This window comes from Nocardia amikacinitolerans NBRC 108937 (assembly GCF_001612615.1).
GTDB classification, from domain to species: Bacteria; Actinomycetota; Actinomycetes; order Mycobacteriales; family Mycobacteriaceae; genus Nocardia; species Nocardia amikacinitolerans.
In genome coordinates, this window is record NZ_BDAU01000004.1 from 141,740 (window position 1) to 164,034 (window position 22,295).

Consider the following 22,295-nt stretch of genomic DNA (forward strand, 5'->3'; position numbering starts at 1 on the left):
CGGATTGGGACGTATCTGGTGAGCGAGGCGCTCGCTGCCGCCGAACGTCTCACGCAGACAGGCGTTCCCGCCGATGTCCTCTGCGTCACCAGCCCGGGGCTGCTGTTCCGGGCATTGCAGGCGCGGCCGGCCCTGGACTCCGGCGAAACCTGGATCCGCGAGCAGCCGGGTGCGCCACGGTGCACTCGGTGTCTCGCGGATCGGGCAGGCCGGTCCCCGACGACGTCTATCGCTATCACGGCATCGACGCCGACAGCATCGTGCGCGCCGCGCTCGATCTGTTGTGAACCTCGCGCCCGCTCGCATGAGCTTCGAGCCTCTAGATCTGTCGGCGAAGAGGGATGAAGCTGCCGCTGATCAGAAGATCGGCATGGAGATGGAGCATGCCGTGCGGCTCCGCGAAATCATAGGCCGAAAGGTCGATCCGCGCGGTCGTGGCGGCAGCGATTCGGTTGCCGGCTGGTGCGAGATCGACATCGAGGTCCAGCGCGGTCGCGATGTCGCGAACGACCAATTTGCCGACGATCTCGAGGCGCGCCGGGTTGGGGCGGATGGCGTTGCCGCGGAACGTAATCAGCGGGTGGTTCGCGACATCCAGGAACCCGGGTGCGCACAGTCGGTTGTCTCGCGCCCGCAGTCCGGTCGATATGCCTGCGGCATGAAGTTCCATCAGCACGGCGCCGGTCTTGTCCTCGCCCCACACTATCGATCCGCGAGCGCGGGGAAAGCGGCCGGAGAACCGGAACGATTGCCAGAGCTCGCGCGCGGTGAATCTGATGTCCGCAGTGCTTGAATCGAGCTTCCACGTGCCGGCACGGGCAGCGCCGGCCGCGGCGTCGGGACCGTCGGTTCTCTGGCTCATTGTCCGGTTTCGGTCATCGACGAGCGGACGAGGTTTCCCCGGATTCCGATGGTTACGTGCGGGCGGACGATGCCGAGTGGCGGGGCAATGCCCAAGGCGGACAGATCTATCCGGGTGCTTGTCGTGGCGACGAGGTCAGGGCCGTGGGATTCGAGTTCGACATCGAGTCGCAGTTCGGTGGCGGCGCCGCGAACGGCCAGCGCGCCTTCCACTTCGAGGCGCATCGGGCCGCTGGCGACGGCGCGACCGTGGAACGAAATCATCGGGTGGGTTTCCACATCGAGGAACCTGGGCTCGCGTAAGTGCCGATCACGCAGGGGGAGACCGGTGGTGATGCTTGCGGCATGTATTTCCAGTAGCACCGTCGCGGTTTCGGACTGACCCCAGGTTATGGAGCCGCGTGCTAGCGAAAAGCGACCGGAGACCGGAATCAGACCCCAGAACCCTCGCGCGGAGAACCCGATGTCTGCGGTCGCGGGATCCAGGTCCCAGGTATCGGCGCGGTCCGAGGCGTTGGCGTCCGGTCGATCGTTAGTAGTCATGACGTCCATCTGGTTCTGGGCCGACGGAAGTGCGGCCGATTCGACCGTTCATGCTGGATCCGAAGCGACGATGGGATTCAGCAGTTCGCCGACACCGTCGATCCGGCTGATCAGGACCTGGCCGGGTTCCAGGAAGCGCGGCGGAGTCATCGCGCTGCCGATGCCGGCGGGTGTTCCAGTGAACAACAGGTCACCCGGCAGCAGGGGGAGCAGAGCCGATAGCCGTGAGATCAGCTGCGGCACTGGGAAGATCATGTCCTTGGTACTGGTCTTCTGCACCTCTTCGCCGTCGAGGGTGCAGGTCATGTGCAGGTCGTCGGGATCGGGCAGCTCGTCGGGGGTGACCAGCCAGGGCCCGATCGGCCCGTAGCCGGGAAGAGATTTACCGAGGCTGAATTGCGGCGCGGGCCCGCGGAATTGGATGGATCGCTCGGAGATGTCCTGGGCCACGGCGACACCGGCGACATGTTCCCAGGCGCGATCGGCCGGGATGTGGCTTCCGCCGACACCGATCACGACCGCCAGCTCGATCTCCCAGTCGGCGGTTCCGCCGGCCGGTACGGGAATGCCGCTGCGGGCACCGGCCAGGCAGCTGGCGAACTTGGTGAACACCAGCGGGTCGCTGGGCAGGTCGAGCCCGGATTCGGCGGCGTGCTGACGGTAGTTCAGTCCGATGGCGAAGATCTGCGGTGGGCGCGGAGCCGGAGGCAGGAGGAGCGCAGGGTCCAATGGCTCGGCGGCGGACAGGTCGGCGCTGTGGGCCCACTCCCGGAACGCGGTCCAATGCTGGTAGATCGACTGCGGCTCGGCGAGGAAGCGCCCGCCACTGGCGCGTTCGACGTCAACGGCTCCTGCTCCGGTCACAATGATAAGGCGGCCATCGAGATTACCGATCTTCACTGTCACTCCTTGGTGTCGAAGATGTTGTCGCGCTGCAGAATTCGAGGTGCCGGGACCGGGCGGTCACAGCGATATCGAATCCGATGGCAAGGCGCGGCAGCCTGTGAAAAGGATGTCGCCGGCTCGGGAACGACTGACGAGACCGGCTGCCGAACGTTCGAGGTGCTGCAGTACGGATTCGACGTCCACGCCGAGCAGCCGGCCGTCGCGCTTGACGATGCGTCCGTCCACGATGACGGTGTCGACGTTGCTGGTGTCCATGTGCTGGACGACCGCGCCCGCCGCGTGATTCACCGGTCCCGCATTGAGCGTGCGGGCGTTGAGCGCGATGACATCCGCCCGTTTGCCTGGTGTCAGAGAACCGACGAGGTGATCGAGATGCGCGCCCTGTGCGCCGCCGAGTGTTGCCATCCTGAGTATGTCTCGAACCGTAATCGGTTGCACTTCAGGTGAATTGGTCTGCCGGGCAGCTTCGATTCGACTGCGCTGCCAGGAGTAGGCCGCGCGCATCTGGGAGAAGAAGTCGACGGGTGCGATGCCGACCGTGTCGGTGCCGAAACTCGTGGGAATCCCATGGTCGAGAGCGGACTGCAAGGCAGGCTGCCCCATGGCGAGCGTCTGCTCCGCGCTGGCAGACACCGACACCTTGCCGCCGGTCCGCTCGATGACTCGCCACGCGGCGTCTTCGATGCCGAGGCAGTGGATGTAGGTGATCCAGGGCCCGAGCAGCCCCTCCGTTTCGAACTGTTCGAGCACGCGCCCCCAGCTGGTGTCGTTGACGTGCGCGAACATCGGCAGTTCCAGGTCGCGGGCGAGCTCGAACAGATCCTCATCGACGTGGTAGCCCAGGGCCAGCCGGACCAGCGTCTCGTCGCCCACGGCTCCGGCGTCTTCGAGTAGGCGACGGATGTCGTGCGGATGGGCATACGAGGGGTCCGGCTCGTGATCGCCCAGCGACGGCGAAAAGCTGAAGACGCAACGGATTCCGGAACGTCGGATGCCGTCGAGTGCCGCGTCGGTATGTGCCGGGGTGTAGGAGCACTGCGACGTGTCGACCACCGTCGTGGTGCCCGCCGCCAGGTTCTCGAGTGCCCCGCCGAGCTGTCCCCAGTAGACGTCATCGGGCGTGTACTGATGAAACAGGGCGTCGGCCCCCGCCCGCGACTGCATGAAGTAATCCAGATCGAGGGCGTCGGACCAGTAGGAGCGCAACGCGGTCTGAAACATGTGGTGATGTGAGTTCACGAAGCCGGGGAGAACGATCTTGCCGGCACAGTCGACGACCTGCGCATCGGCGGGGATTTCCCGGCCGACCTGGACGATCGTGCCGTCCTCGATGAGTACGTCCCCCCGCTCGAAATCGCCCAGGTCGTCGTCCATCGTGAGCACGATCCCGCCACTCAGTAGCAGGCGACCGTTGGAATTCATGCTTGCCTCCGATTGAGCACAGTCCAGCGCGCTCATCTGGGGCGCGACGGCGTTCAACGTAATGGATACAGTGTTGCCGTTATAGCGGGCTGTGTCAACGTCCGAGGTCGCCGTCGCTCGGCTCGGACGGCACCCAGAGCGGCGTCGAGGTCCGCGGCGTCCGCCCAGGTGCCATGGAATCCCATGGGAACCCGATGGTTGCGCTTGATTCGGGCGATAGGGCGGCTGTGAAGACGTGTGCGGAAATGCGTTTGTGTGTAGGCGTCCGGGGCTTCGAACCACCGCATTACGGAAGGGTGATCAGGTCGCGGACGGGATCGGCATGCTCATCAGCTCCAAGGAGTTGATCGACTTGCTGACGGCATGCCGGCCCCGTGCAGCACGATTCATCGGCGAACTACCGGCTGACGCTGGCCACGCCCGCCGCGAGAAGACGGGCGCCGTTGACCGCCTCGGCGGTGCCGGTGCGGTCCAGGTATGGGGTGATTTCACCGTTCCAGAACCCGAAGCCACCGCCGAGGTCAGGCCCTGGTCACCGGTCTGCGTGGTCGCCGCGATGGCGACCTCGTCGATGCGAGCGGGGTCGAGTCCGGGGTTGCGGCGCAGCAGCTCTCGAATGGTCTTGACGACGAGGTCATCAGCACGGGTCCGGCTTAGATGCCGGTCGGGCTCGCCTTCCCGAACGGAGTACGCACGCCGTCGACAAAGACGACACTGCGTTGAGTTGTGGTTGTCGGAGCCACGAGTGTCCTCCCGACTGGAGCGAAGAGCTTGCCCCTTGGATGTGAGTGTGAAACTGTCAGGAGCCCGCGAGGGGCCGGGTGTTCGTGGACTCAGAAAGCACCGTCAGGCAAATCCATGACTGTCCCTGTCACAGATGTCACCACTCGCCTTGCGGAGGACAGATCCGGCAGCACGGTCCTGCTGAAGAAGTCAGCTACAGCCACCTTGCCTTCGTAGAAGGCTCGATCCTCCTGGGATGGTTCGCAGGCGAGCGCGGCGAGTGCAATCTCGGCTTGTTCGAGCAATCGCCACCCGATCATCAGATCGCCGAATGCCAACAAGAATCGCACCGAGCCGAGCCCGATCTTGTACAGCTCGCGCGGCTGTTCCTGGGCCGCCATGAGGTAGCCGATGAGGCATTCGGTCATTGCTCGTACGTCGCCGAGTGCCGTGGCCAAAGCGACGCGCGATTCGCTCGAGCGCGGGTCACCGTTGTCCCGTTGGAGGAATTCCGAGATCTGGTCCTGCAGGTGCGCCAGAGCGGCGCCTTGGTAGGCCTTCTGCATCATCAGGCTGCGACGAACATCGGGATGGCGAACGATTGCCACGCGCGGGGCGGTCTTGTCGGCCATTTGCGTCAGGTCAGGGCCTTGCACCCGGGTCTTCGCATACTCGAGTGCGTTGAGGTAGCCGGTGGACAGAGTGGAGATCGCCTTCGTGCCCACTTGCATCCGCGCGTTCTCGATCACTTTGAACATCTGGGCAATGCCGTTGTGTACGTCGCCGACCAACCAGCCTTTGGCGGGAATCCCGTGGCCGCCGAAGGTGAGTTCGCAGGTTGCCGACACCTTCAAACCCATCTTGTGCTCGACATTGGTGACGAACACTCCGTTTCGCTCGCCGAGTTCCCCGGTGTGCGGATCGAAATGGAACTTCGGCACGAAGAATAGGCTCAACCCCTTGGTGCCGGGCCCGGCACCCTCGGGACGTGCGAGAACAAGGTGGAATATGTTCTCCGCCAGATCGTCGGACTCGGCTCCGGTTGATCGCCCATGTCACCACCCACGGGGCGGCAGTGCCTCCCAGTTCCTCGGACATGCCGAGCAAAAACCACTCCGAGTCCTGCCATGTCCACAACGACTTCTTGAAGCTGTCCGGCAGAGTGACCGAATGTGTTGCCGGATCGAAGACCGGCGGATTCCGGTCGGCATCGATGAACGAGGCGGCCACCGGACCTTCGGCCTGCCGCGCAGCTTCCGACAGCATCGAGCGGACGGTGGCGGAGTCCAGCTCCCCGAAGTTTCCGGATCGCAGGATCGCGTCGAGGTCGATCACCTCGAACAGGTTGAACAGCAGGTCGCGGACATTGCTCTTGTAGTGACCCATGAAGACCTTTCATGACGCAGCACCGCGCTGGATCAGCAGACCAAGGTGCATATATTATTAATCAACAAAGTTACTATGAATCGTAGCGATTATGCGGGTGCAGTAGCAAGCGCCCACATTCCAGACCGGTCGCTCACCAGCAATCTTCAGCGCTCGTTCTTCGCCACAGGCATGCATGATCTGCGACGGCCCGAGGTCGGCCAAGTCGCCGATGGTGTCCTGATCCGCGAACCACCTGAGCTATCGACTAGTCGCGTCCGCGACTAGTCACATATATGACCACGCCGCCATAGGTGCAGACGACCTCAATCGATGTCGCTGGACTCAGCCGCTGAACCGATCGACTCGGTGCCCGGATGCGGGTAGGGCCAGCGTGACGCCGTCCTCGGCAGCTTTGCTCGTTGTTCGATGCAAGCGTCGGCGATGCTCGGCCACCGGTGTCTGTCGCATTGCCGAGCTCTGCCGGCGTGCGGCCTGGTCACGAAGGGCGAGTCCACCGTTGGTCGGGGTGTAGAACCATCGGAGCCGTTCGGCCTCGACGTCCGGAGCGGGCGTCGACCGAAGTCGGTCACGACGGCTACCCGGTCGACGTCAGGCGGGGGAACGCACGTCAATACTCTCGGTTTCCGAGTGGACGGGGATGAGTCGGCCCCGGATTTCGAGGTTGACCTTGGGGCGGACCATTGCGAGCGGAGGCGCGAAGCCATAAGGGGCCAAGTCGATCCGCGCGGTCGTTGTGGCGACGATTCCGGGGCCGTCCAGTTCGAGCTCGACATCCAGGTGCAACTCGGTCGTGGTGTCGCGAACGGTCAGCTTGCCGACCACACCGAGTAGCGCGGAGCCGCGACTGACGGCGTTGCCATGGAACGAAATCAGTGGGTGGGTCTGCACATCCAGGAACTCCGGTGCGCACAGATGCCGGTCTCGCATTGCGAGACCGGTCGCGATGCTCGCGGCCTGGAGTTCCAGCCGCACAGTGCCCGTTCCATCCTCTTCCCAGGTGATCGAGCCGCGGGCTCGGCTGAAGCGGCCCGATACCGGGAGTAGTCCCCAGAGCCCGCGGGCGACGAACCCGAAGTTCGCGGTTTCGGAATCGAGTTCCCAGACACCGGTTCGCTCGACAGCCTCGGCGTCTGCCCGCCCAGGACCCGATGCCGATGCATTCGATACCCGCTGCGCCAACTTCGCCAGGGTGTCGTCGAGTGCGGTCGCCGCGGGGTTCGCACAGACGTAGTGGTCGGGACGGAGTATGACGAAAGGCTGCCGTTTGAAGAATGGACGGGCCAGCTCATGGAGGTCTTCGAGGATCTCGGTCGGCGCGCCCCGATGGACGGGACGGCCTCCCGGCGCGGTCAGCGTTACGTAGGTCGCGCTCAGAACGTCCTCGGCGATGCGACGGCCCTGTGGCGAGAGCGCTTCACGTGGATCGGCCTCCCAGCCGACAATCCGCCAGCCGGAGCCCGAGATGTCCTCGAGTCGATGCTCCGCGCCGCTGAACGTCCGCACCATGGGCTGGGGGAACAGGCGGCCCACCGGCGAGCGCAGCGATGGTCGTGCCAGCACCAGGCCGCGTCGGTACCGGGCCGATGGGCGCCAGCGGCCTTGGCGAGCGCGTTCTCGAAGTGCCGGAACGCGCAGGAGCATTCCGGCCACCGCGTCGCGAATCGCCGCCGCCGGGCGCGATTGCATCGTGACCAGACGGCCCATGCGAACCGACATCGCGGTTATCGTGTCGGCGTGCGGGCGGCGCTCGGCCTCATAGGAGTCGAGGATGTCCAGAGGCGCACCCGCTTTCACCACGGCCGCGATCTTCCAGGTCAGGTTCGTGACATCCCGGATTCCCGAGTTCAAGCCCTGGCCGATCATCGGCGGCATCAGATGGGCGGCGTCTCCGCACAGCAACACCCGTCCGACCCGCCAGTGCTCAGCGCTTTTGGCTCGGAAGTCGTAGACGAGATGGCGCAGGATCTCTGCGGTGTCGGGGTTCGTTTCCGCACCGATCACCTCTCGCGCGGCCTGGGGTGTGAGAAGTTCTTCTTTGTTCTCCCAGGGCATTACCTTGCGTTCCCAGCGGTGCCCGCCAGCAGCGAGGCGGCCCGTGAGGCTCGGCGCCGCCGGGTCGAGCGTCATCTTGAAATACGGGTGATGTGCGATCGGCTCCGGGAGTTTAGCGTCGATGATCAGCCACGTGTCGGTGTATTCGGATCCGACGAGTTGGACGCCGATCGCTTCGCGGGTGGCGCTATTGGCGCCGTCGCAGCCAACGACGAAACTTGCACGAGCGCGGCCGGTTTCTCCGTTGACATCACGAAACTCCAGGTCGACGCCTTCGCTGTCCTGGTTCAGCCCGGTGAGCGTGTGACCGAGTCGGATATCGACGTCCGGGTACTCCGCAAGCGCTGCCCGAAGATGCTTGTCCAGCAACGGCTGGTAGATCGCCGACAGCCAGGGATGTCCCTGAAGTTTCTCCGTCGGTAACGTCGTCGCGACAACCTTGCCACGAGCCGACACCCATTGGGCGCCTGCCCCAAGGAGCATGTCGGGAACGGCGCGCTCATACACCCCAGCCTTTTGCAGCGTGCGCAATGCTTCTCCGTCGAGGACGCCGACGCGCGGATTGGGATACACGTCGGCTTCGCGCTCGAGTGCCAACACCGTCAGTCCCGTACGTGCAAGCAGAAGAGCCGCCAGCTCACCGACCGGGCCCAGTCCGATCACAGCAACGTCGAATCGGTCGGACATGCAGTACGTACTCCTCAGGCATTGTCACCGCAGCAGACACGTCGATCGGACTTGGTCGAGCGCCATCGGTGGTTATTCGGAAGGATATTAAGGCAACATCGTGTCCGATACTATGGCAAGGCTCGACGCATCGGCAACGCCGTTGCCGATACAAGACGCCATTGCTGTCGACAACCCGTGAAGGGGATGTCGGTAGCCCGGGAGCGACTGATGAGCCGGGTGCCGAACGTTCGAGTTGTTGCAGCACTTGTTCGATATCCACGCCGAGTAGACGGCCCTCGTGTTCGATGATTCGCCCGGTCACCGGATCAGCATCACCGCGAGCCCGGCAGCGGGCGTTGGGAGGGCGTGTCAACTGCAGTTGCGGCGCCAGTGGCGGCGCGCAGGCCGATCGCTGCTGCTTCTCCGCGAGAGGTGACTTCGAGCTTTTTGAGGATGCCTGCGACGTGGAATTTGACGGTGCTCTCGGCGATACCGAGGTCGACGGCGATCGCCTTGTTCCGCTTGCCGGCACAGATCGACGCCAGTACCTCCCGTTCTCTCCTGTTGAGTGTCGCGAACCGGTCTTCGTCGGGACGGGCTGCCAGGGGTTCGAGTGGAAGTTCGATAGTTACCCGGCTCCCCCAGTGCGGCACGGTCTCGATGCAAAGGTCACCTCCAAGCGTCTGGACACGGCCCTGGAGTTGGCTCCGCAGGATCGACACGTCGAGCTCGCCGGACTCCTGATCACGCACATCGATTGTGAGTTTCGCGCTGTCGAATGCCCAAGCGATGCGCAGACGCGCAAGGGTGGATTGCGCCGTGAAGGACAGGACGGTGGCGCGTGTCATCGCGCGCGCCGCGTATGCGACTTCGCCCGGCAAACTCTTGCCGTCAACGGGCGGAGGGACGAAGTCGACATGCGCATGGTGATGGCGGAGAAGTTGCCGCAATTCTTTGCGTAACCGTGCGAAGGCGGTGCGCGGGGCTTCCTCGGACAATTCGCGGTCGGAGTTCTGTGCCGACCGCAGCGCCATCAGGGCGTCCGAGGCGGAGTCGGCGGCGGCGGCACGGGCGGTGCTGTCGTCGAGGCCCGCGGAGCGAAGGGTGCGCAGGATGCTTACCAGTGCCGCCTCGTGTGATGCCGCCAGTTCCGCGATCGTCCGCGCTCTTTCACTCGAAGCAGCCCGGGATTCTGCCAGATAGTCCGGGCTTGCTTGAGCGACTTGTTGCCTGATGGACGTGGCGACGATGCCGAATATCGCGGCCAGGGCGCCAGACTGAGCTACTTGCTGACCCTGCGTCCGGAGAATGAGAACCAGCAGCGTGCCGGGAATGTCGTGGAGCGTCCACACCCAACGTTGGGCACCGCCGATCGAAGCTGTGGCACTCAGCGATGCTCCGGGCTCGACCCTGGATTTGAGGTTCTCGAGTTCGTTGATAGTGATCTTGTCGACTATGGAAGCGGGCCCGGCGACTTTGCGGGGACGGCCGGTGCATTCATGTGTGAAGATCACCAGAGCTGTGTGTGGCCACCGGGGGCTGAGAAAGCGAGACAGTCGACGCGCGATCTCGTAGAGCGGTCCCGCGATGACATCACGAAGGGCACCCAGTTCCGCAGCTCTCTCATCGGCGGACGCGTCGGTCATCTCGGACATCCGCATCAGTTTACGCAGGTGAGCAACTCGTCGGACGCCAACCCCAGGACATTCTGCCTGCCATTGCGGAGAGGTTTTTCTAGCCTTTCGACTAGGTCACCGGAGTCATCGGATCGAGCTAGCGTCCTGGGAGACATGCCGAAAAGTGCATGCCACTTCAGCTCGAGACGAAGGAATCGAAGCAACATGCCACAGCAGGTACGCGGTGTGGTCGCCCGCTCGAAAGGGGCTCCCGTCGAACTCACCGACATCGTTATCCCCGATCCGGGTCCAGGCGAGGTCGTCGTCGCGGTGGCTGCGTGCGGGGTCTGTCACACCGACCTGACCTATCGCGCGGGCGGCATCAACGACCAGTTCCCCTTCCTGCTCGGTCACGAAGCCGCAGGCGTCGTCGAGAGTGTCGGTGAGGATGTCGACTCGGTGGAGGTCGGCGACTTCGTCATCTTGAACTGGCGCGCTGTGTGCGGCCAGTGCCGGGCCTGTAAACGTGGCCGACCGCAGTACTGCTTCAGCACGTTCAACGCCAGCCAGAAGATGACCCTGCTGGACGGCACCGAATTGACTCCCGCGCTGGGAATCGGCGCATTCGCCGAGAAGACACTGGTGCACGCGGGTCAATGCACAACGGTCGATCCCGCCTCGGACCCCGCCGTTGTCGGGCTGCTGGGGTGCGGCGTCATGGCCGGTCTGGGCGCCGCGGTGAACACCGGTGCTGTCGGACGAGGGGACTCGGTGGCCGTGATCGGTTGCGGTGGCGTCGGTGACGCCGCGATCATGGGCGCGCGGCTGGCGGGCGCGTCGAAGATCATCGCGGTGGACCGGGACGAGAAGAAGCTGGCCTGGGCGACCGACCTCGGGGCGACCCACACGGTCAACGCCACCGACACCGATGTCGTCACCGCGGTGCAGGACCTCACCGGCGGATTCGGCGCCGACGTCGTCATCGACGCTGTCGGGCGTCCCGAGACCTGGAAGCAGGCGTTCTACGCCCGCGATCTGGCGGGCACCGTAGTGCTGGTCGGCGTGCCCACGCCGGAAATGCGGTTGGAGATGCCGCTGCTGGACTTCTTCTCCCACGGCGGGGCTTTGAAATCGTCCTGGTACGGCGACTGTCTGCCTGACCGCGACTTCCCGGTCTTGGTGGACCTTTATCGTCAAGGGCGTCTGCCGCTGGAGAAATTCGTCACCGAGCGCATCAAGATCGACGAGGTCGAGGACGCCTTCCACACCATGCACGAGGGCAACGTGCTGCGCTCGGTGGTTGTGCTGTGAGTGGCGAACTGCGCATCGACCAGGTCGTCACCTCGGGGGTTTTCGAACTCGACGACGGCGTCTGGGAGGTCGACAACAACGTCTGGGTCGTTGGCGACGACGACGAGGTCCTCATCATCGACGCCGCCCACGACTCCAAACCCATCATCGAGGCCGTCGCCGGTCGCAATGTCGTGGCGGTGGTCTGCACCCACGGGCACAACGACCACGTCACCTTCGCGCCCGAACTCGGCAGAACGCTCTACACACCCGTTGTCCTGCACCCCGGGGATCGTGAGCTATGGGAAATGACACATCCAGAGGAGTCGTACTGGCATGCTGCGGATGGCATGCGCATCGCACTGGCCGGAACGGTCCTCGACGTCATCCACACCCCAGGCCACTCGCCGGGCTCGATCTGCCTGTACTTGCCGGAGGCAAAGGCCTTGTTTTCTGGGGACACCCTGTTCTCCGGTGGCCCTGGCGCGACCGGGCGGTCGTTCTCCGATTTCCCGACCATCATCGGCTCCATCCGCGACCGGTTGTTCGCGCTCCCGGAGGACACCCGGGTCTACACCGGGCACGGTGAGGGCACCACCATCGCCACCGAAGCACCGCACTTGTCCGAGTGGATCGAGCGAGGCTTCTGAGATGCGCAACGCGCCCGAGCCCGACATCGACGAGTCAGCGTCAAGGTTCATGCGCGGACGATCAGCTCGGTCTGCGCGCCGACGCCACCCGCCGTGAACTGCTCGCGGCGCTGGATGGCATCGCCGACGTGCACAGCGTCACCGCCGCTATCGAGAACGGGACGGTCGTAGCGACCGTGCAACTGGCTGAGGCAGCGATCGCTACCACCGAATGCGGGACAGAGCCGAAAAGGAGACAGAGCCGGAGATCAGACACTGCCGCGAGTCAACCGAAATCGGGGCAGTCCCGTTCGCAAGAATCGGTAGACCAGGTGGGCGAATGCCGCATTCGATACCACGTCTGCGAGTGTTCACTTGGTCAGTCCGAGTAGTGCGGCGGTGAGCCCGTAGTCGGGTCCGAAGTCCTGCATGTTTCCGGTACGGCAACCGTCGGCCTTCATCTGGATGCGTTCGCAGAACAGGCTGACAACCTCACCATTCAGGGCGGTGGGGATCATGAAATGGGCGCGGACGTAGCGCTTATCGCGGTCAATGACATTGTTGATGTTCTGAAACACCAGCGGTGTCAGGTCGGCGACTTCGGTGAGGCCGTAGGCGTTGTCGCGCAGTTGCTGGGTCACGTTGGTCAGGCCGGTCAGGGAGCCCGACAGCTGATCCTGGTATTGCGTGAGCGTGGTGCTCGTGTTCTGCAGGAAGGCGAGCAGCTGATCGAGCGTGGCCTGCAGACCGGGCGACTGATCGGCGAGCAGGCCGGTCACCAGGGTCATCCGGTTGCTGAAGTCGCGCACCGACTGGTCGTTCTCGGCCAGCATGGCGGTGAGGTCGTTCAGCTTGATGATGATGCTGGAGACCGCGTCCTTGTTGTCCACGCCGACCTTCAGCGCGCTGGACAGCGCGTTGAGGGTGTCGCGGATCTTCTCGCCGTTGCCGTTGAGCATCGGGTAGAGCATCCGTCCCGACAGCGGGCCGACGCCCTCCTGGCCCGGCTCCGGCTTCAGCGCGGCGGCGAACTGGTCGATGGTCTTGATCATCGTGTCCAGTTCGACCGGCGTCCTGGTGCGGGCCTTGGGCAGGTGCGCGCCGTCGGACAAGGTCGCGCCGCTGGTGTAGACCGGCGTCAGCTCGATGTGCCGGTCGGTCACGATGGACGGCGAGACGATCGCGGCGATCGCGTCCTTCGGGATCTTCACGTCCTTGTCGATGGACATGTGCACCTCGATGAGGGTCCCCTTGGGCACGATCTTGTCGACCTTGCCGACGTCGAGCCCGAGCACCGTGATCGGATTGCCCTCGTAGATGCCCGCGATGTTGTCGAAATCGGCGGTGATGTGCGTCGTATGGTCCAACGCATCGGAAGCCGAATCCGACAGCAGCGCGCAGCTGCCCGCCGTGACCGCCGCCGCGGTGATGGCGAGTGCCTTGATTGCGCCGACCTTGCTCCCTGAACCAGGCCTCAGCACGGGTGGCCCTGGAGGTTTCGGTTGATGCGGTTATACCAGGTCCGATCCACGGAAAGCGGCCCGAGTCCATGAGTGGTATATCGACCCGTCGACCGACCGTGCACGCTGGCGAGGGGGTCGTGGTGGCGGCTCATCAGCCACTCCCTTCATTCGAATGAAGAAATCGTCAGGCATGACAGATAGTTCAGTCAATAACAGATCGATAACTATTGAGGAATGCGTCACAAGTGATAGACGGATCCGCATACCCCGCGTGCGGTCCGCAAGGCGGTTGCCGCCGGCCGGGCGCCGTTCGCTGGCCTCGGGTATCGGGGAGTGTGGGCGCGGTTGTGTCGAGCTACCCGGCGGTGGGCTCGTGCGCCCGGGGTCCTCGGCGTTGTCGCGGGGGTTGCGCAGGATAGGGCCACCGCAGCCACCTCGTAGTCAGTTGTGAGGAAACGCTCAGCAAGGCTTGACTGATGACTTCTTCGTAAGTGACGATATAGTCAGTATCTGAAGGAGTAGTAGATGGCCGACCCGCACGATCACCATGCTGAGGTGTACGACCTCAGCTGGTCGGGATTCGCTGAACCCGATCTTGTCGGTGCCGGCACATCCGCCACCGCCTTCGGTCTCGCGACGCTCCTGGTTCGAGGGCCCCGCTTTTTCGATGGCCGACCCGAAGAATCGGACCTCGGTCTCAGGCCGTTCGCACACACCGTGCGTGTTCGGATTCCCGTTCCCGTCTCGGGTTGCCGCCCCAATCTCTCCAGGAGTTCCGATGCGTAAACACGCTGATGTACCGACCTATGAACCAGACCTGTACTCGCCCCAGGCGGTGCGCGACACCTATCCGCACTATGCGCGGCTGCGGGAGCTCGGCCCGGTGGTATGGCTCGCCCGCCAGAAGGCGTATGCGCTGCCGCGGTATGCCGAATGCAAGCAGGTGCTGCTCGACGATGCGACGTTCGTCTCCGGCGCCGGCGTCGGCCTGAACCCGCTCACCAACCGGCTCTCGCGCGGCACCACCTTGAACAGCGATGGTGACGACCACGCCCGCCGTCGCGCGCTGCTGTCCCCACACCTGAGTCCGCGGGCGTTGCGCAAGATGCGTGAGTCTATCGACAAGCAGGCGGACGCAGTCGTCGTGGCCGCAACCGCTGAGGGCCGCATCGATGGCGTCGAACTGGCCACCGCGCTCCCGATGTCGGTCGTGCCCGACCTGATCGGATGGCCGCACGAAGGCCGTGAAAACCTCCTGCGCTGGGCAGGGGCAACCTTCGATGCGCTCGGACCCATCAACCGGCAAACACTACGATCCACGCCCTCGGGCATCGAGATGATGCAATTCGCCCGGCGGATCGCCCGCGATCGCGCCATCCTGCCCGGCGGCGCGGGTCAAGACGTGCTACGGGCCGCCGAGGAGGGCACGATCCCGCGTTCCGACTGCCCGGCCATGCTGATCGACTACTTGGCGCCGTCACTGGACACCACGATCAGCGCGATCGCCAGCGCATTGCACCTGCTGGCCACCCATCCCGAGCAATGGCGGCTGCTGAAATCGGACCCGTCCCTGATCCCGAACACGGTGAACGAGGTCGTCCGATACGAATCGCCGATCCGAGCGTTCTCGCGCAAAGCCGTTCGCGATGTCGAGATTGCCGGAACACCGATCGAGAAAGGGGCGAGGGTCGTGGTCATCTACGGTTCGGCCAATCGTGACCCACTCGAATGGGAGTCCCCGGATACCTTCGATATTCGCCGCGACGCCGCCCGCCAACTCGGCTTCGGCCACGGCACCCATGGCTGCGCCGGCCAAGGCCTCGCCCGCTTGGAGACCCAAGCGATTCTGCGTGCGCTGGTCGACCGTGTCGACCGCATCGAGGTGGCCGGCGAGCCCGAATGGGCGATGAACAACATCATCCACCGCTACGCGCGGTTGCCCCTACACCTTGTTCCAGCCTGAAAGGACGACTCCGATGAAGATCACCATCGACTACGACCGCTGCGAGGGACACGGGCTGTGTGCCGACCAAGCACCGAATGTGTTCAGCCTCGACGACGACGCCGAACTGATCTACCACTTCGACGGTGAGGAAGTTCCCGGCGACGAGGTCGCCGCCGCCCGTGCGGCCATCGTTTCCTGCCCGGTCGCGGCATTGCGGGAATCGTCGTGAGTGAGCGTCGCGCCGTGGTCGTCGGTGAATCCATCGCCGGTGTGACCGCGGCCCGCGAACTGCGGGCGCTCGGTCATCGAGGAGCGATCACCATCATCGGCGCAGACCCATGCGGCTCCTATTCGCGGCCACCACTGTCCAAGGCAGTGCTGAAGGATTCGACCGCCGACGCCACACTGGGCTATCGGCTCGATGACCTCGACGTCACCAGTGTGTGTTCCCGGGCGGTGGCCGCCGATTTCGACCGGCGCGCCGTCGTGACCGCTGATGGTCACACGCTCTCCTATGATGCGTTGATCATCGCAAGCGGTGCCGAAGCCCGCCGCATCGCCGCAGCCGGGCAACGCGGCGAACTTGTGCTACGGACGCTCGATGATGCGCGCACACTGCGCTCGCGCCTCGACACTGCCACCTCGGTGATCGTGGTCGGCGCGGGTTTTCTCGGGATGGAAGTCGTCAGTGCCTGCGTCGCACGTGGCATTCCCGTCACCGTGGTAGACGTCGATCCGCCCCTGCAGACCATCCTCGGTTCGTACCTGAGCGCAATGATCAGCGCACGCGCCGAACAACAGGGCGTTCGAATCGTGCAAGCAACAGAATTCGTCACCCTCGTCGGCGATCCGGTAAGCGGTGTGGCCCTTGTCGACGGTGTCGAACTGACAGCTGATCTAGTGGTCACCTGCGCCGGAGAAATACCGAACACATCTTGGCTGGCGGGCACCGGGCTGGCCGACCGCAACGGCGTTGGCATCGACGAGGCATGTGCGACCACCGCCCCTGGTGTCTATGCCGCTGGGGACGTCGCCTATCTGCGCGCGGGGAACAGGCGTGCGCCGTTCTGGTCGAACGCCGTCGCTCAAGCCAAGGTGGCTGCGGCTTCGGCGCTGGGGCTGCAGCCTGTCGGAGCTGCGAGTGACGACTATTTCTGGACCGAAATCCTCGGCATCTCGATCAAGGTAGTCGGGGCTCTGCCACTGATCGGCCCGCCGACCCGAGTCGAGGGCAGTCTTGCCGACGGATCTGCCCTGCTCACCTGGCACCATGGTGCGGGGCGGGCGACTGTCGTCGCCTACGGAATCCGCAAACCCATTGCCCGGCTGCGCGCACTGGCCATTGCGCCGAGCTGATTGCAGATCGGGTCCAACGTAGGCCGCTTGCCAGCGTCCTGGAAGGAAGCTTCCAGATCCGACCGAAGGAGCGGCGCGCGGGCCGCGACTCGGGCTCCTTGCTTGTCGATGACATACGGCCCTCGTCGGGTCTGACGTGCAATGAACGTGCAACTTCACAGCCCATTCCTGCACACCGGTGCTGTCGTTTGCAGCTCGGATCGGGGAGTGAAATCCCTGGTAGAGGCTACTTCGGTCCAGATCGAAGCGCTAGGAAGAATCTGGGCATCGCTGGTTCGATCCCCGCTGGGACCACTCAGAGATATCGAGGTCGGTGCACGGAAGTGCCCGGCCTCGTTCCGTATTCGAAGCAGTCTTCGGCGGCCCTCTCGCCGCTCGACCGTGAACCTGCCTCATCTGTGACTTGCATCACATTTTGGTAGCAGTTGCTCCCGTGCGCACCATAGGGCTTTCCACGCGCTTTGCGAAGTCTTTACTATTAGGCCGACCTGTGCGCCAGGGGGTCACCGCTTCACCGAAGTGTCTGGAACGTACGCACCACCGCTGGAACAACAATCGCTCCACCAAGCTTTCGCGCTTTCGATGCCAGTGCATGTTGCCCCGATGAACCGAATCGGCTGCCGCCGAGACGGCGAAGGAGAACTATGTCGACCGACACCGATCCCGCACCACGGACGTCGCAGCTCGCCAGGATCCTGCATCACGATGTCCCGGCCTCCGTCGTGGTTTTCCTTGTCGCCCTACCCCTTTCGCTAGGTATCGCGGTCGCCTCCGGCGCGCCCGTCGCGGCGGGCCTGATCGCCGCGGTCGTCGGTGGAGTGGTGGCCGGACTGCTCGGCGGCTCGGCCGTCCAGGTCAGCGGGCCGACGGCGAGCCTGACCGTGGTGGTGGCCGAGAGCGTGCACCATTTTGGCTGGGCAGCAACGTGTTTCATCACCATCGGGGCCGGCGTGTTGCAGATCCTGTTCGGGCTCAGTCGAATCGCGCGGGGCGCGCTGGCCATCGCGCCGGTGGTGGTGCACGGGATGCTGGCGGGCATCGGCGTGATCATCGCGCTGCAACAGGTGCACGTGCTGCTCGGTGGCGCGTCGTTGAGTTCACCGTTCCAGAGCCTGATCCAGCTACCGCAGCAGCTCGTGTCGTTGCATCACGCGGACTTCTGCGTCGGCCTTGTGGTCATCGCGATCCTGATCGCTTGGCGCTTCCTGCCGCGCCAGCTGCGCACGGTGCCTGGTCCATTGGTGGCGGTGGTGGTGGCGACATTGCTGTCGCTGTTCCTTCCGGGTGACGTGGATCGAATCGTGTTGAGCGGCTCGCTGTTCGACGCCATCGGCCTGCCCGTGATCCCCGCGGGCGGCTGGTTCGCTTTGGGCGTCGCGATGATCACCATCGCGCTCATCGCCAGCGTGGAGACGCTGCTTTCGGCGGTGGCCGTCGACAAGGCGCGGCCCGGCCACCGAACCAACCTCGATCGCGAGCTGATCGGCCAAGGCGCGGCCAACATGACCTCCGGCATGCTCGGCGGACTGCCCGTCGCGGGGGTGATCGTGCGCAGCATCACCAACGCCAACGCGGGCGCGCAGACCAGGGCCGCCACTGTCCTGCACGGACTTTGGGTGCTGGTCTTCGCCGTGGCGCTGGCCGGTCTCGTCCAGCAGATACCGAAGGCCGCGCTGGCCGGGCTGCTCATCCTGATCGGCGTGCAGCTGATCAAGCTGGCGCACATCCGGCTCGCCAGGCGCAACGGCGACCTCGCCGTCTATCTCGCGACCGTGCTCGGCGTCGTCTTCCTGAATCTGTTGCAGGGCATGGCGATCGGGCTCGCACTGTCGGTGGCGCTGTTGCTGTGGCGGGTGGTCCGGGTGACGATCCTTGCCGAGCCGGTGGCGGGCGAGCGGCGCTGGGTGGTGACCATCGACGGCACCTGCACCTTCCTCGCGCTGCCGAAGCTCACCGCGGAACTGGCCAAGGTGCCGCCCGGCGTCCCGGTGACGGTGGAGATGACGGTCGACTTCCTCGACCACGCCTCCTACGAACTGATCACCGACTGGGCACAACAGCGCGAAGACTCGGGCGCCCCAGTCGATTTCGCCGAGATCGGCGCCGCGCGCATGGCGGCCGTCGTGCACGGCCCGCCCGAGCGCGGACATTCGCGCAAGGTGCTCGACGAGGTGATCGGCCCGTGGCGGCGCACCGGCAACCGGGTGGACCGGATCGCCGCGGGCATCGCCGCGTATCACCGCGGCCACGCCCACCTCATGCGCCCGCACCTGGACGGTCTGCGCAACCACCACGACGCGGACTCGTTCTTCCTGACCTGCGCGGACGCCAGGATCGTGCCCAACGTCATCACCAACAGCGGTCCCGGCGACCTGTTCACCGTCCGCAACGTCGGCAACCTGGTGCCGGTCGGCGGCAGCGACGTCTCGGTCGAGGCCGCGCTGGTCTACGCGCTGGAACAGCTGGACGTGCGCGCGGTGGTGGTGTGCGGGCATTCCGGATGCGGCGCGATGGAGGCGCTGTACCGGGAGGTGCAGGCCGGTCCTGGACTGGGGGACTGGCTGGCCCACGCCAGGCCCGCGCTGGAGCGGTTCCGGCTGGGGCATCCGGTCGCCGAGGCCGCGGCGCGCGCCGGGTTCGGCGAGGTGGACCAGCTGGGCATGGTCAACGTGGCGGTGCAGCTGGAGACGCTGTACGCCTATCCCGCCGTGCGCCGCGGGATCGAGGAACGCGGGGTTGCGGTGTCTGGCCTGTTCTTCGACATCGCGACCGCGCGGGTCATCGAGGTGCGGGTGGACGGGATCGCGGAGTTCGACGATGTGGACAGCAATGTCACGGCCGAGCCGGTCTGAGCTCGCCGTGCAGGTATGCGGTCGCGAACGGAAGGGGTTGCCGGACGGCGTATTTCGACCACGGTGTGAACGATTTCACATCGAAACCTCGATATGGGAATCGACACTTCTACCGCAGTTCTCAGGCTTTGCTAAGTCTTTACCAATACCCTTGAACGGGTTTACATCTCGGCCCAGCGCCGTGTCGGGAACTGCTTCACCGCGAGATGCCGGTTCGCGGTCCATTGCCCTGCTGGACATGTTGATCGTCAACCGACCTCGACGCCGCGGCGTCGAGTCGGCGAAGGAGAAGTCATGGCTGTCGAGAGCGATCTGGCTCCACCGCTGTCCCCACCTGTGCCGGGCCGAGGCCCTGGCAATCTGTCCGATCGTCTGACATCCGTCTTGCGCCACGATCTGCCCGCATCGATCGTGGTCTTTCTTGTCGCGCTGCCGCTTTCGCTCGGCATCGCCCTCGCCTCCGGCGCGCCCGTCCTCGCCGGCCTCATCGCCGCCGTGATCGGCGGCATCGTCGCGGGCACCCTCGGCGGCTCGGTTCTGCAGGTGAGCGGCCCGGCCGCGGGCCTGACCGTCGTCGTCGCGGAATCCATCGACAAGTTCGGCTGGAAGGTCACCGGCTTCATCGTGGTGGCCGCCGGTGTCCTGCAGATCATCTTCGGCCTCAGCCGCATCGCGCGAGCCGCGCTGGCCGTCGCACCCGTCGTGGTGCACGCGATGCTCGCCGGCATCGGTGTCACCATCGCGTTGCAGCAGGTGCACGTGCTGCTCGGCGGGTCGTCGCACAGCTCGGCCTGGAACAACATCACCGAACTGCCCGGCCAGCTGATGTCGCTGCACGGTGGTGACGCGCTGGTCGGCGCCGTGGTGATCGCGATGATGCTCGGCTGGAAGTACGCGCCGGAGAAGATCCGGGTCGTGCCTGGCCCGCTGGTCGCGGTGTTCGTCGGCACGGTGCTGTCGATGGTGCTGCCGACCGAGGTCGAGCGCATCGTGCTGGAAGGTTCGCTGTTCGACGCCATTGGGCTGCCGGAGATTCCGGACGGCGGCTGGTCGGCCGTCGCGCTCATGGTGCTCACCATCGCGCTGATCGCCAGCGTGGAGAGCCTGCTCTCGGCCGTCGCCGTCGACAAGATGCACAACGGCCGCCGCACCAATTTCGACCGCGAGCTGATCGGCCAGGGTTCGGCCAACGTGCTGTCGGGTCTGCTCGGCGGCCTGCCGGTCACCGGCGTGATCGTGCGCAGCGCCACCAACGTCCAGGCGGGCGCGCGCAGCCGCGCCTCGGCGATCATGCACGGCGTCTGGGTCCTGCTGTTCTCGGTGGCGCTGACCGCCGTCGTGCAGCAGATCCCGAAGGCCGCGCTGGCCGGTCTGCTGATCGTCATCGGCATCCAGCTGGTCAAGCTGGCCCACATCAAGCTGGCCCGGCGCACCGGCGATCTGCTCGTCTACTCGGCGACGATCCTCGGCGTGGTCTTCCTGAACCTGCTCGAGGGCGTGCTGATCGGCCTCCTGCTGGCCTTCGGTCTGCTGCTGTGGCGTGTGGTCAAGGTCGCGATCACCGCCAAGCCGATCCCGCAGTCGCAGCGTTGGATGGTCACCATCGACGGTTCCTGCACCTTCCTCGCGCTGCCGAAGCTGTCGGCCGAACTGGCGAAGGTGCCCGCGGGCGCCGACGTGACGGTCGAGATGACCGTCGACTTCCTCGACCACGCCGCCTTCGAGGCCATCGAGGAGTGGGTGCGCCAGCAGGAACACGGCGGCGGCAGCGTCGAGTTCGTGGAGATCGGCACGGCGCGGATGGCCGACGCGCTGACCGGGCCGCCCGCGCGCGGTTTCGGTCGCGCGGTGTGGGACGAGATCCTCGGGCCGTGGCGCCACGAGGACAAGCACCCCAATCCGCTCGCGGCGGGCGTCGCGGCCTTCCACCGCAGCCACGCGCACGTGGTGCGGCCGCACCTGGACGGGCTCGCGCACCAGCAGGACCCGCACTCCTTCTTCCTGACCTGCTCGGACTCGCGCATCGTGCCCAACGTGATCACCAACAGCGGCCCCGGCGACCTGTTCACCGTCCGCAACGTCGGCAACCTGGTGCCGGAGACGGGTGACGCCTCGGTGGAGGCGGCGCTGGTGTTCGCGCTCGAGGAGCTGAACGTGCGCTCGGTGGTCGTCTGCGGCCACTCGTCCTGCGGCGCCATGAAGGCGCTGTACTCGGGCGCCGACGCCGGTCCCGGCATCGGGCCGTGGCTGGCGCACGCGCACCCGAGCCTGGACCGGTTCCGCGCGGGCCACCCGGTCGCCGAGGCCGCCCGCGCCGCGGGCTACGGCGAGGTGGACCAGCTGAGCATGGTGAACGTCGCGCTGCAGCTGGAGACGCTGCACCGCCACCCGGCGGTGCGCCGAGCCGTGGCCGAGCGGGGCGTGCGGGTGTCGGGCCTGTTCTTCGACATCGGTAGCGCGCGGGTCGTCGAGGTGACGATCGACGGTCTCGCCCACATCGACGACGTGGACGAGCGCCCCGTGCCCGAACTGGTCTGATCGACAAGTGGGGACGACCCGCGGGTGCCGAGCCGGTGCCC

14 protein-coding genes and 3 pseudogenes are annotated in these 22,295 nt (G+C 65.4%); 8 read left to right on the forward strand and 9 right to left on the reverse strand.

The genetic code is table 11. The features are described 5' to 3' along the window. Positions 1-24 precede the first annotated feature (24 nt). Positions 25-287: pseudogene (locus NAM01S_RS37480) on the forward strand (pyruvate dehydrogenase); the annotation flags it as partial. A 32-nt stretch (positions 288-319) separates the two neighbouring features. On the opposite strand, the gene NAM01S_RS04680 reads toward NAM01S_RS37480, so the two are convergent. The 8 genes and pseudogenes from NAM01S_RS04680 to NAM01S_RS04710 form a co-directional block, all read right to left on the reverse strand. Continuing rightward, complete coding sequence (locus tag NAM01S_RS04680) at positions 320-862, reverse strand: YceI family protein (RefSeq protein WP_067779764.1); 543 nt, start codon at positions 860-862, stop codon at positions 320-322. After that, positions 859-1,404 carry a YceI family protein gene (locus NAM01S_RS04685; RefSeq protein ID WP_169810805.1) on the reverse strand — a complete coding sequence of 182 codons (546 nt, stop codon included), beginning with the start codon at positions 1,402-1,404 and terminating at the stop codon, positions 859-861. The genes NAM01S_RS04680 and NAM01S_RS04685 overlap by 4 nt, the downstream gene beginning before the upstream one ends. Positions 1,405-1,452: 48 nt before the next feature. After that, positions 1,453-2,268 (reverse strand): fumarylacetoacetate hydrolase family protein, encoded by an 816-nt coding sequence (locus tag NAM01S_RS04690; protein WP_307188657.1) that lies wholly within the window; start codon positions 2,266-2,268, stop codon positions 1,453-1,455. 99 nt (positions 2,269-2,367) lie between these two features. Then, positions 2,368-3,768 (reverse strand): amidohydrolase family protein, encoded by a 1,401-nt coding sequence (locus tag NAM01S_RS04695; protein WP_307188658.1) that lies wholly within the window; start codon positions 3,766-3,768, stop codon positions 2,368-2,370. 465 nt (positions 3,769-4,233) lie between these two features. Then, positions 4,234-4,475 (reverse strand): annotated as a pseudogene (locus NAM01S_RS36345) (thiolase family protein); the annotation flags it as partial. A gap of 90 nt (positions 4,476-4,565) precedes the next feature. Next, positions 4,566-5,841, reverse strand: a pseudogene (locus NAM01S_RS04700) (acyl-CoA dehydrogenase). Between the two features lie 591 nt (positions 5,842-6,432). Further along, the gene (locus tag NAM01S_RS04705) at positions 6,433-8,583 is read right to left on the reverse strand and encodes a bifunctional 3-(3-hydroxy-phenyl)propionate/3-hydroxycinnamic acid hydroxylase (protein WP_067779773.1); all 2,151 of its coding nucleotides are present in this window, start codon (positions 8,581-8,583) and stop codon (positions 6,433-6,435) included. 314 nt (positions 8,584-8,897) lie between these two features. Next, complete coding sequence (locus NAM01S_RS04710) at positions 8,898-10,220, reverse strand: LuxR C-terminal-related transcriptional regulator (RefSeq protein ID WP_218018336.1); 1,323 nt, start codon at positions 10,218-10,220, stop codon at positions 8,898-8,900. A gap of 186 nt (positions 10,221-10,406) precedes the next feature. On the opposite strand from NAM01S_RS04710, the gene NAM01S_RS04715 reads away from it, so the two are divergent. After that, positions 10,407-11,492, forward strand: a complete 1,086-nt coding sequence (locus NAM01S_RS04715) for an S-(hydroxymethyl)mycothiol dehydrogenase (protein ID WP_067779776.1) — start codon at positions 10,407-10,409, stop codon at positions 11,490-11,492. Next, the gene (locus NAM01S_RS04720; RefSeq protein WP_067779779.1) at positions 11,489-12,121 is read left to right on the forward strand and encodes an MBL fold metallo-hydrolase; all 633 of its coding nucleotides are present in this window, start codon (positions 11,489-11,491) and stop codon (positions 12,119-12,121) included. Before NAM01S_RS04715 ends, NAM01S_RS04720 begins: the two co-directional genes overlap by 4 nt. Positions 12,122-12,471: 350 nt before the next feature. Here NAM01S_RS04720 and NAM01S_RS04725 read toward each other — a convergent pair whose 3' ends face one another. Then, on the reverse strand, positions 12,472-13,578 hold the full coding sequence (locus tag NAM01S_RS04725) for an MlaD family protein (RefSeq protein WP_067780117.1): 1,107 nt from the start codon (positions 13,576-13,578) through the stop codon (positions 12,472-12,474). A 763-nt stretch (positions 13,579-14,341) separates the two neighbouring features. Here NAM01S_RS04725 and NAM01S_RS04730 point away from each other — a divergent pair. The 5 genes from NAM01S_RS04730 (at position 14,342) to NAM01S_RS04750 (ending at position 22,254) form a co-directional block, all read left to right on the forward strand. Further along, entirely contained in the window at positions 14,342-15,526 is a 1,185-nt protein-coding gene (locus NAM01S_RS04730) for a cytochrome P450 (RefSeq protein WP_067779782.1), read from the forward strand. Between the two features lie 13 nt (positions 15,527-15,539). After that, the gene (locus NAM01S_RS04735; RefSeq protein ID WP_067779785.1) at positions 15,540-15,737 is read left to right on the forward strand and encodes a ferredoxin; all 198 of its coding nucleotides are present in this window, start codon (positions 15,540-15,542) and stop codon (positions 15,735-15,737) included. A 14-nt stretch (positions 15,738-15,751) separates the two neighbouring features. Further along, entirely contained in the window at positions 15,752-16,864 is a 1,113-nt protein-coding gene (locus NAM01S_RS04740) for an NAD(P)/FAD-dependent oxidoreductase (RefSeq protein ID WP_253798284.1), read from the forward strand. A 644-nt stretch (positions 16,865-17,508) separates the two neighbouring features. Beyond that, positions 17,509-19,716 carry a SulP family inorganic anion transporter gene (locus NAM01S_RS04745; protein ID WP_067779791.1) on the forward strand — a complete coding sequence of 736 codons (2,208 nt, stop codon included), beginning with the start codon at positions 17,509-17,511 and terminating at the stop codon, positions 19,714-19,716. A gap of 294 nt (positions 19,717-20,010) precedes the next feature. Beyond that, complete coding sequence (locus tag NAM01S_RS04750; RefSeq protein WP_067779794.1) at positions 20,011-22,254, forward strand: solute carrier family 23 protein; 2,244 nt, start codon at positions 20,011-20,013, stop codon at positions 22,252-22,254. Positions 22,255-22,295: the final 41 nt, after the last annotated feature.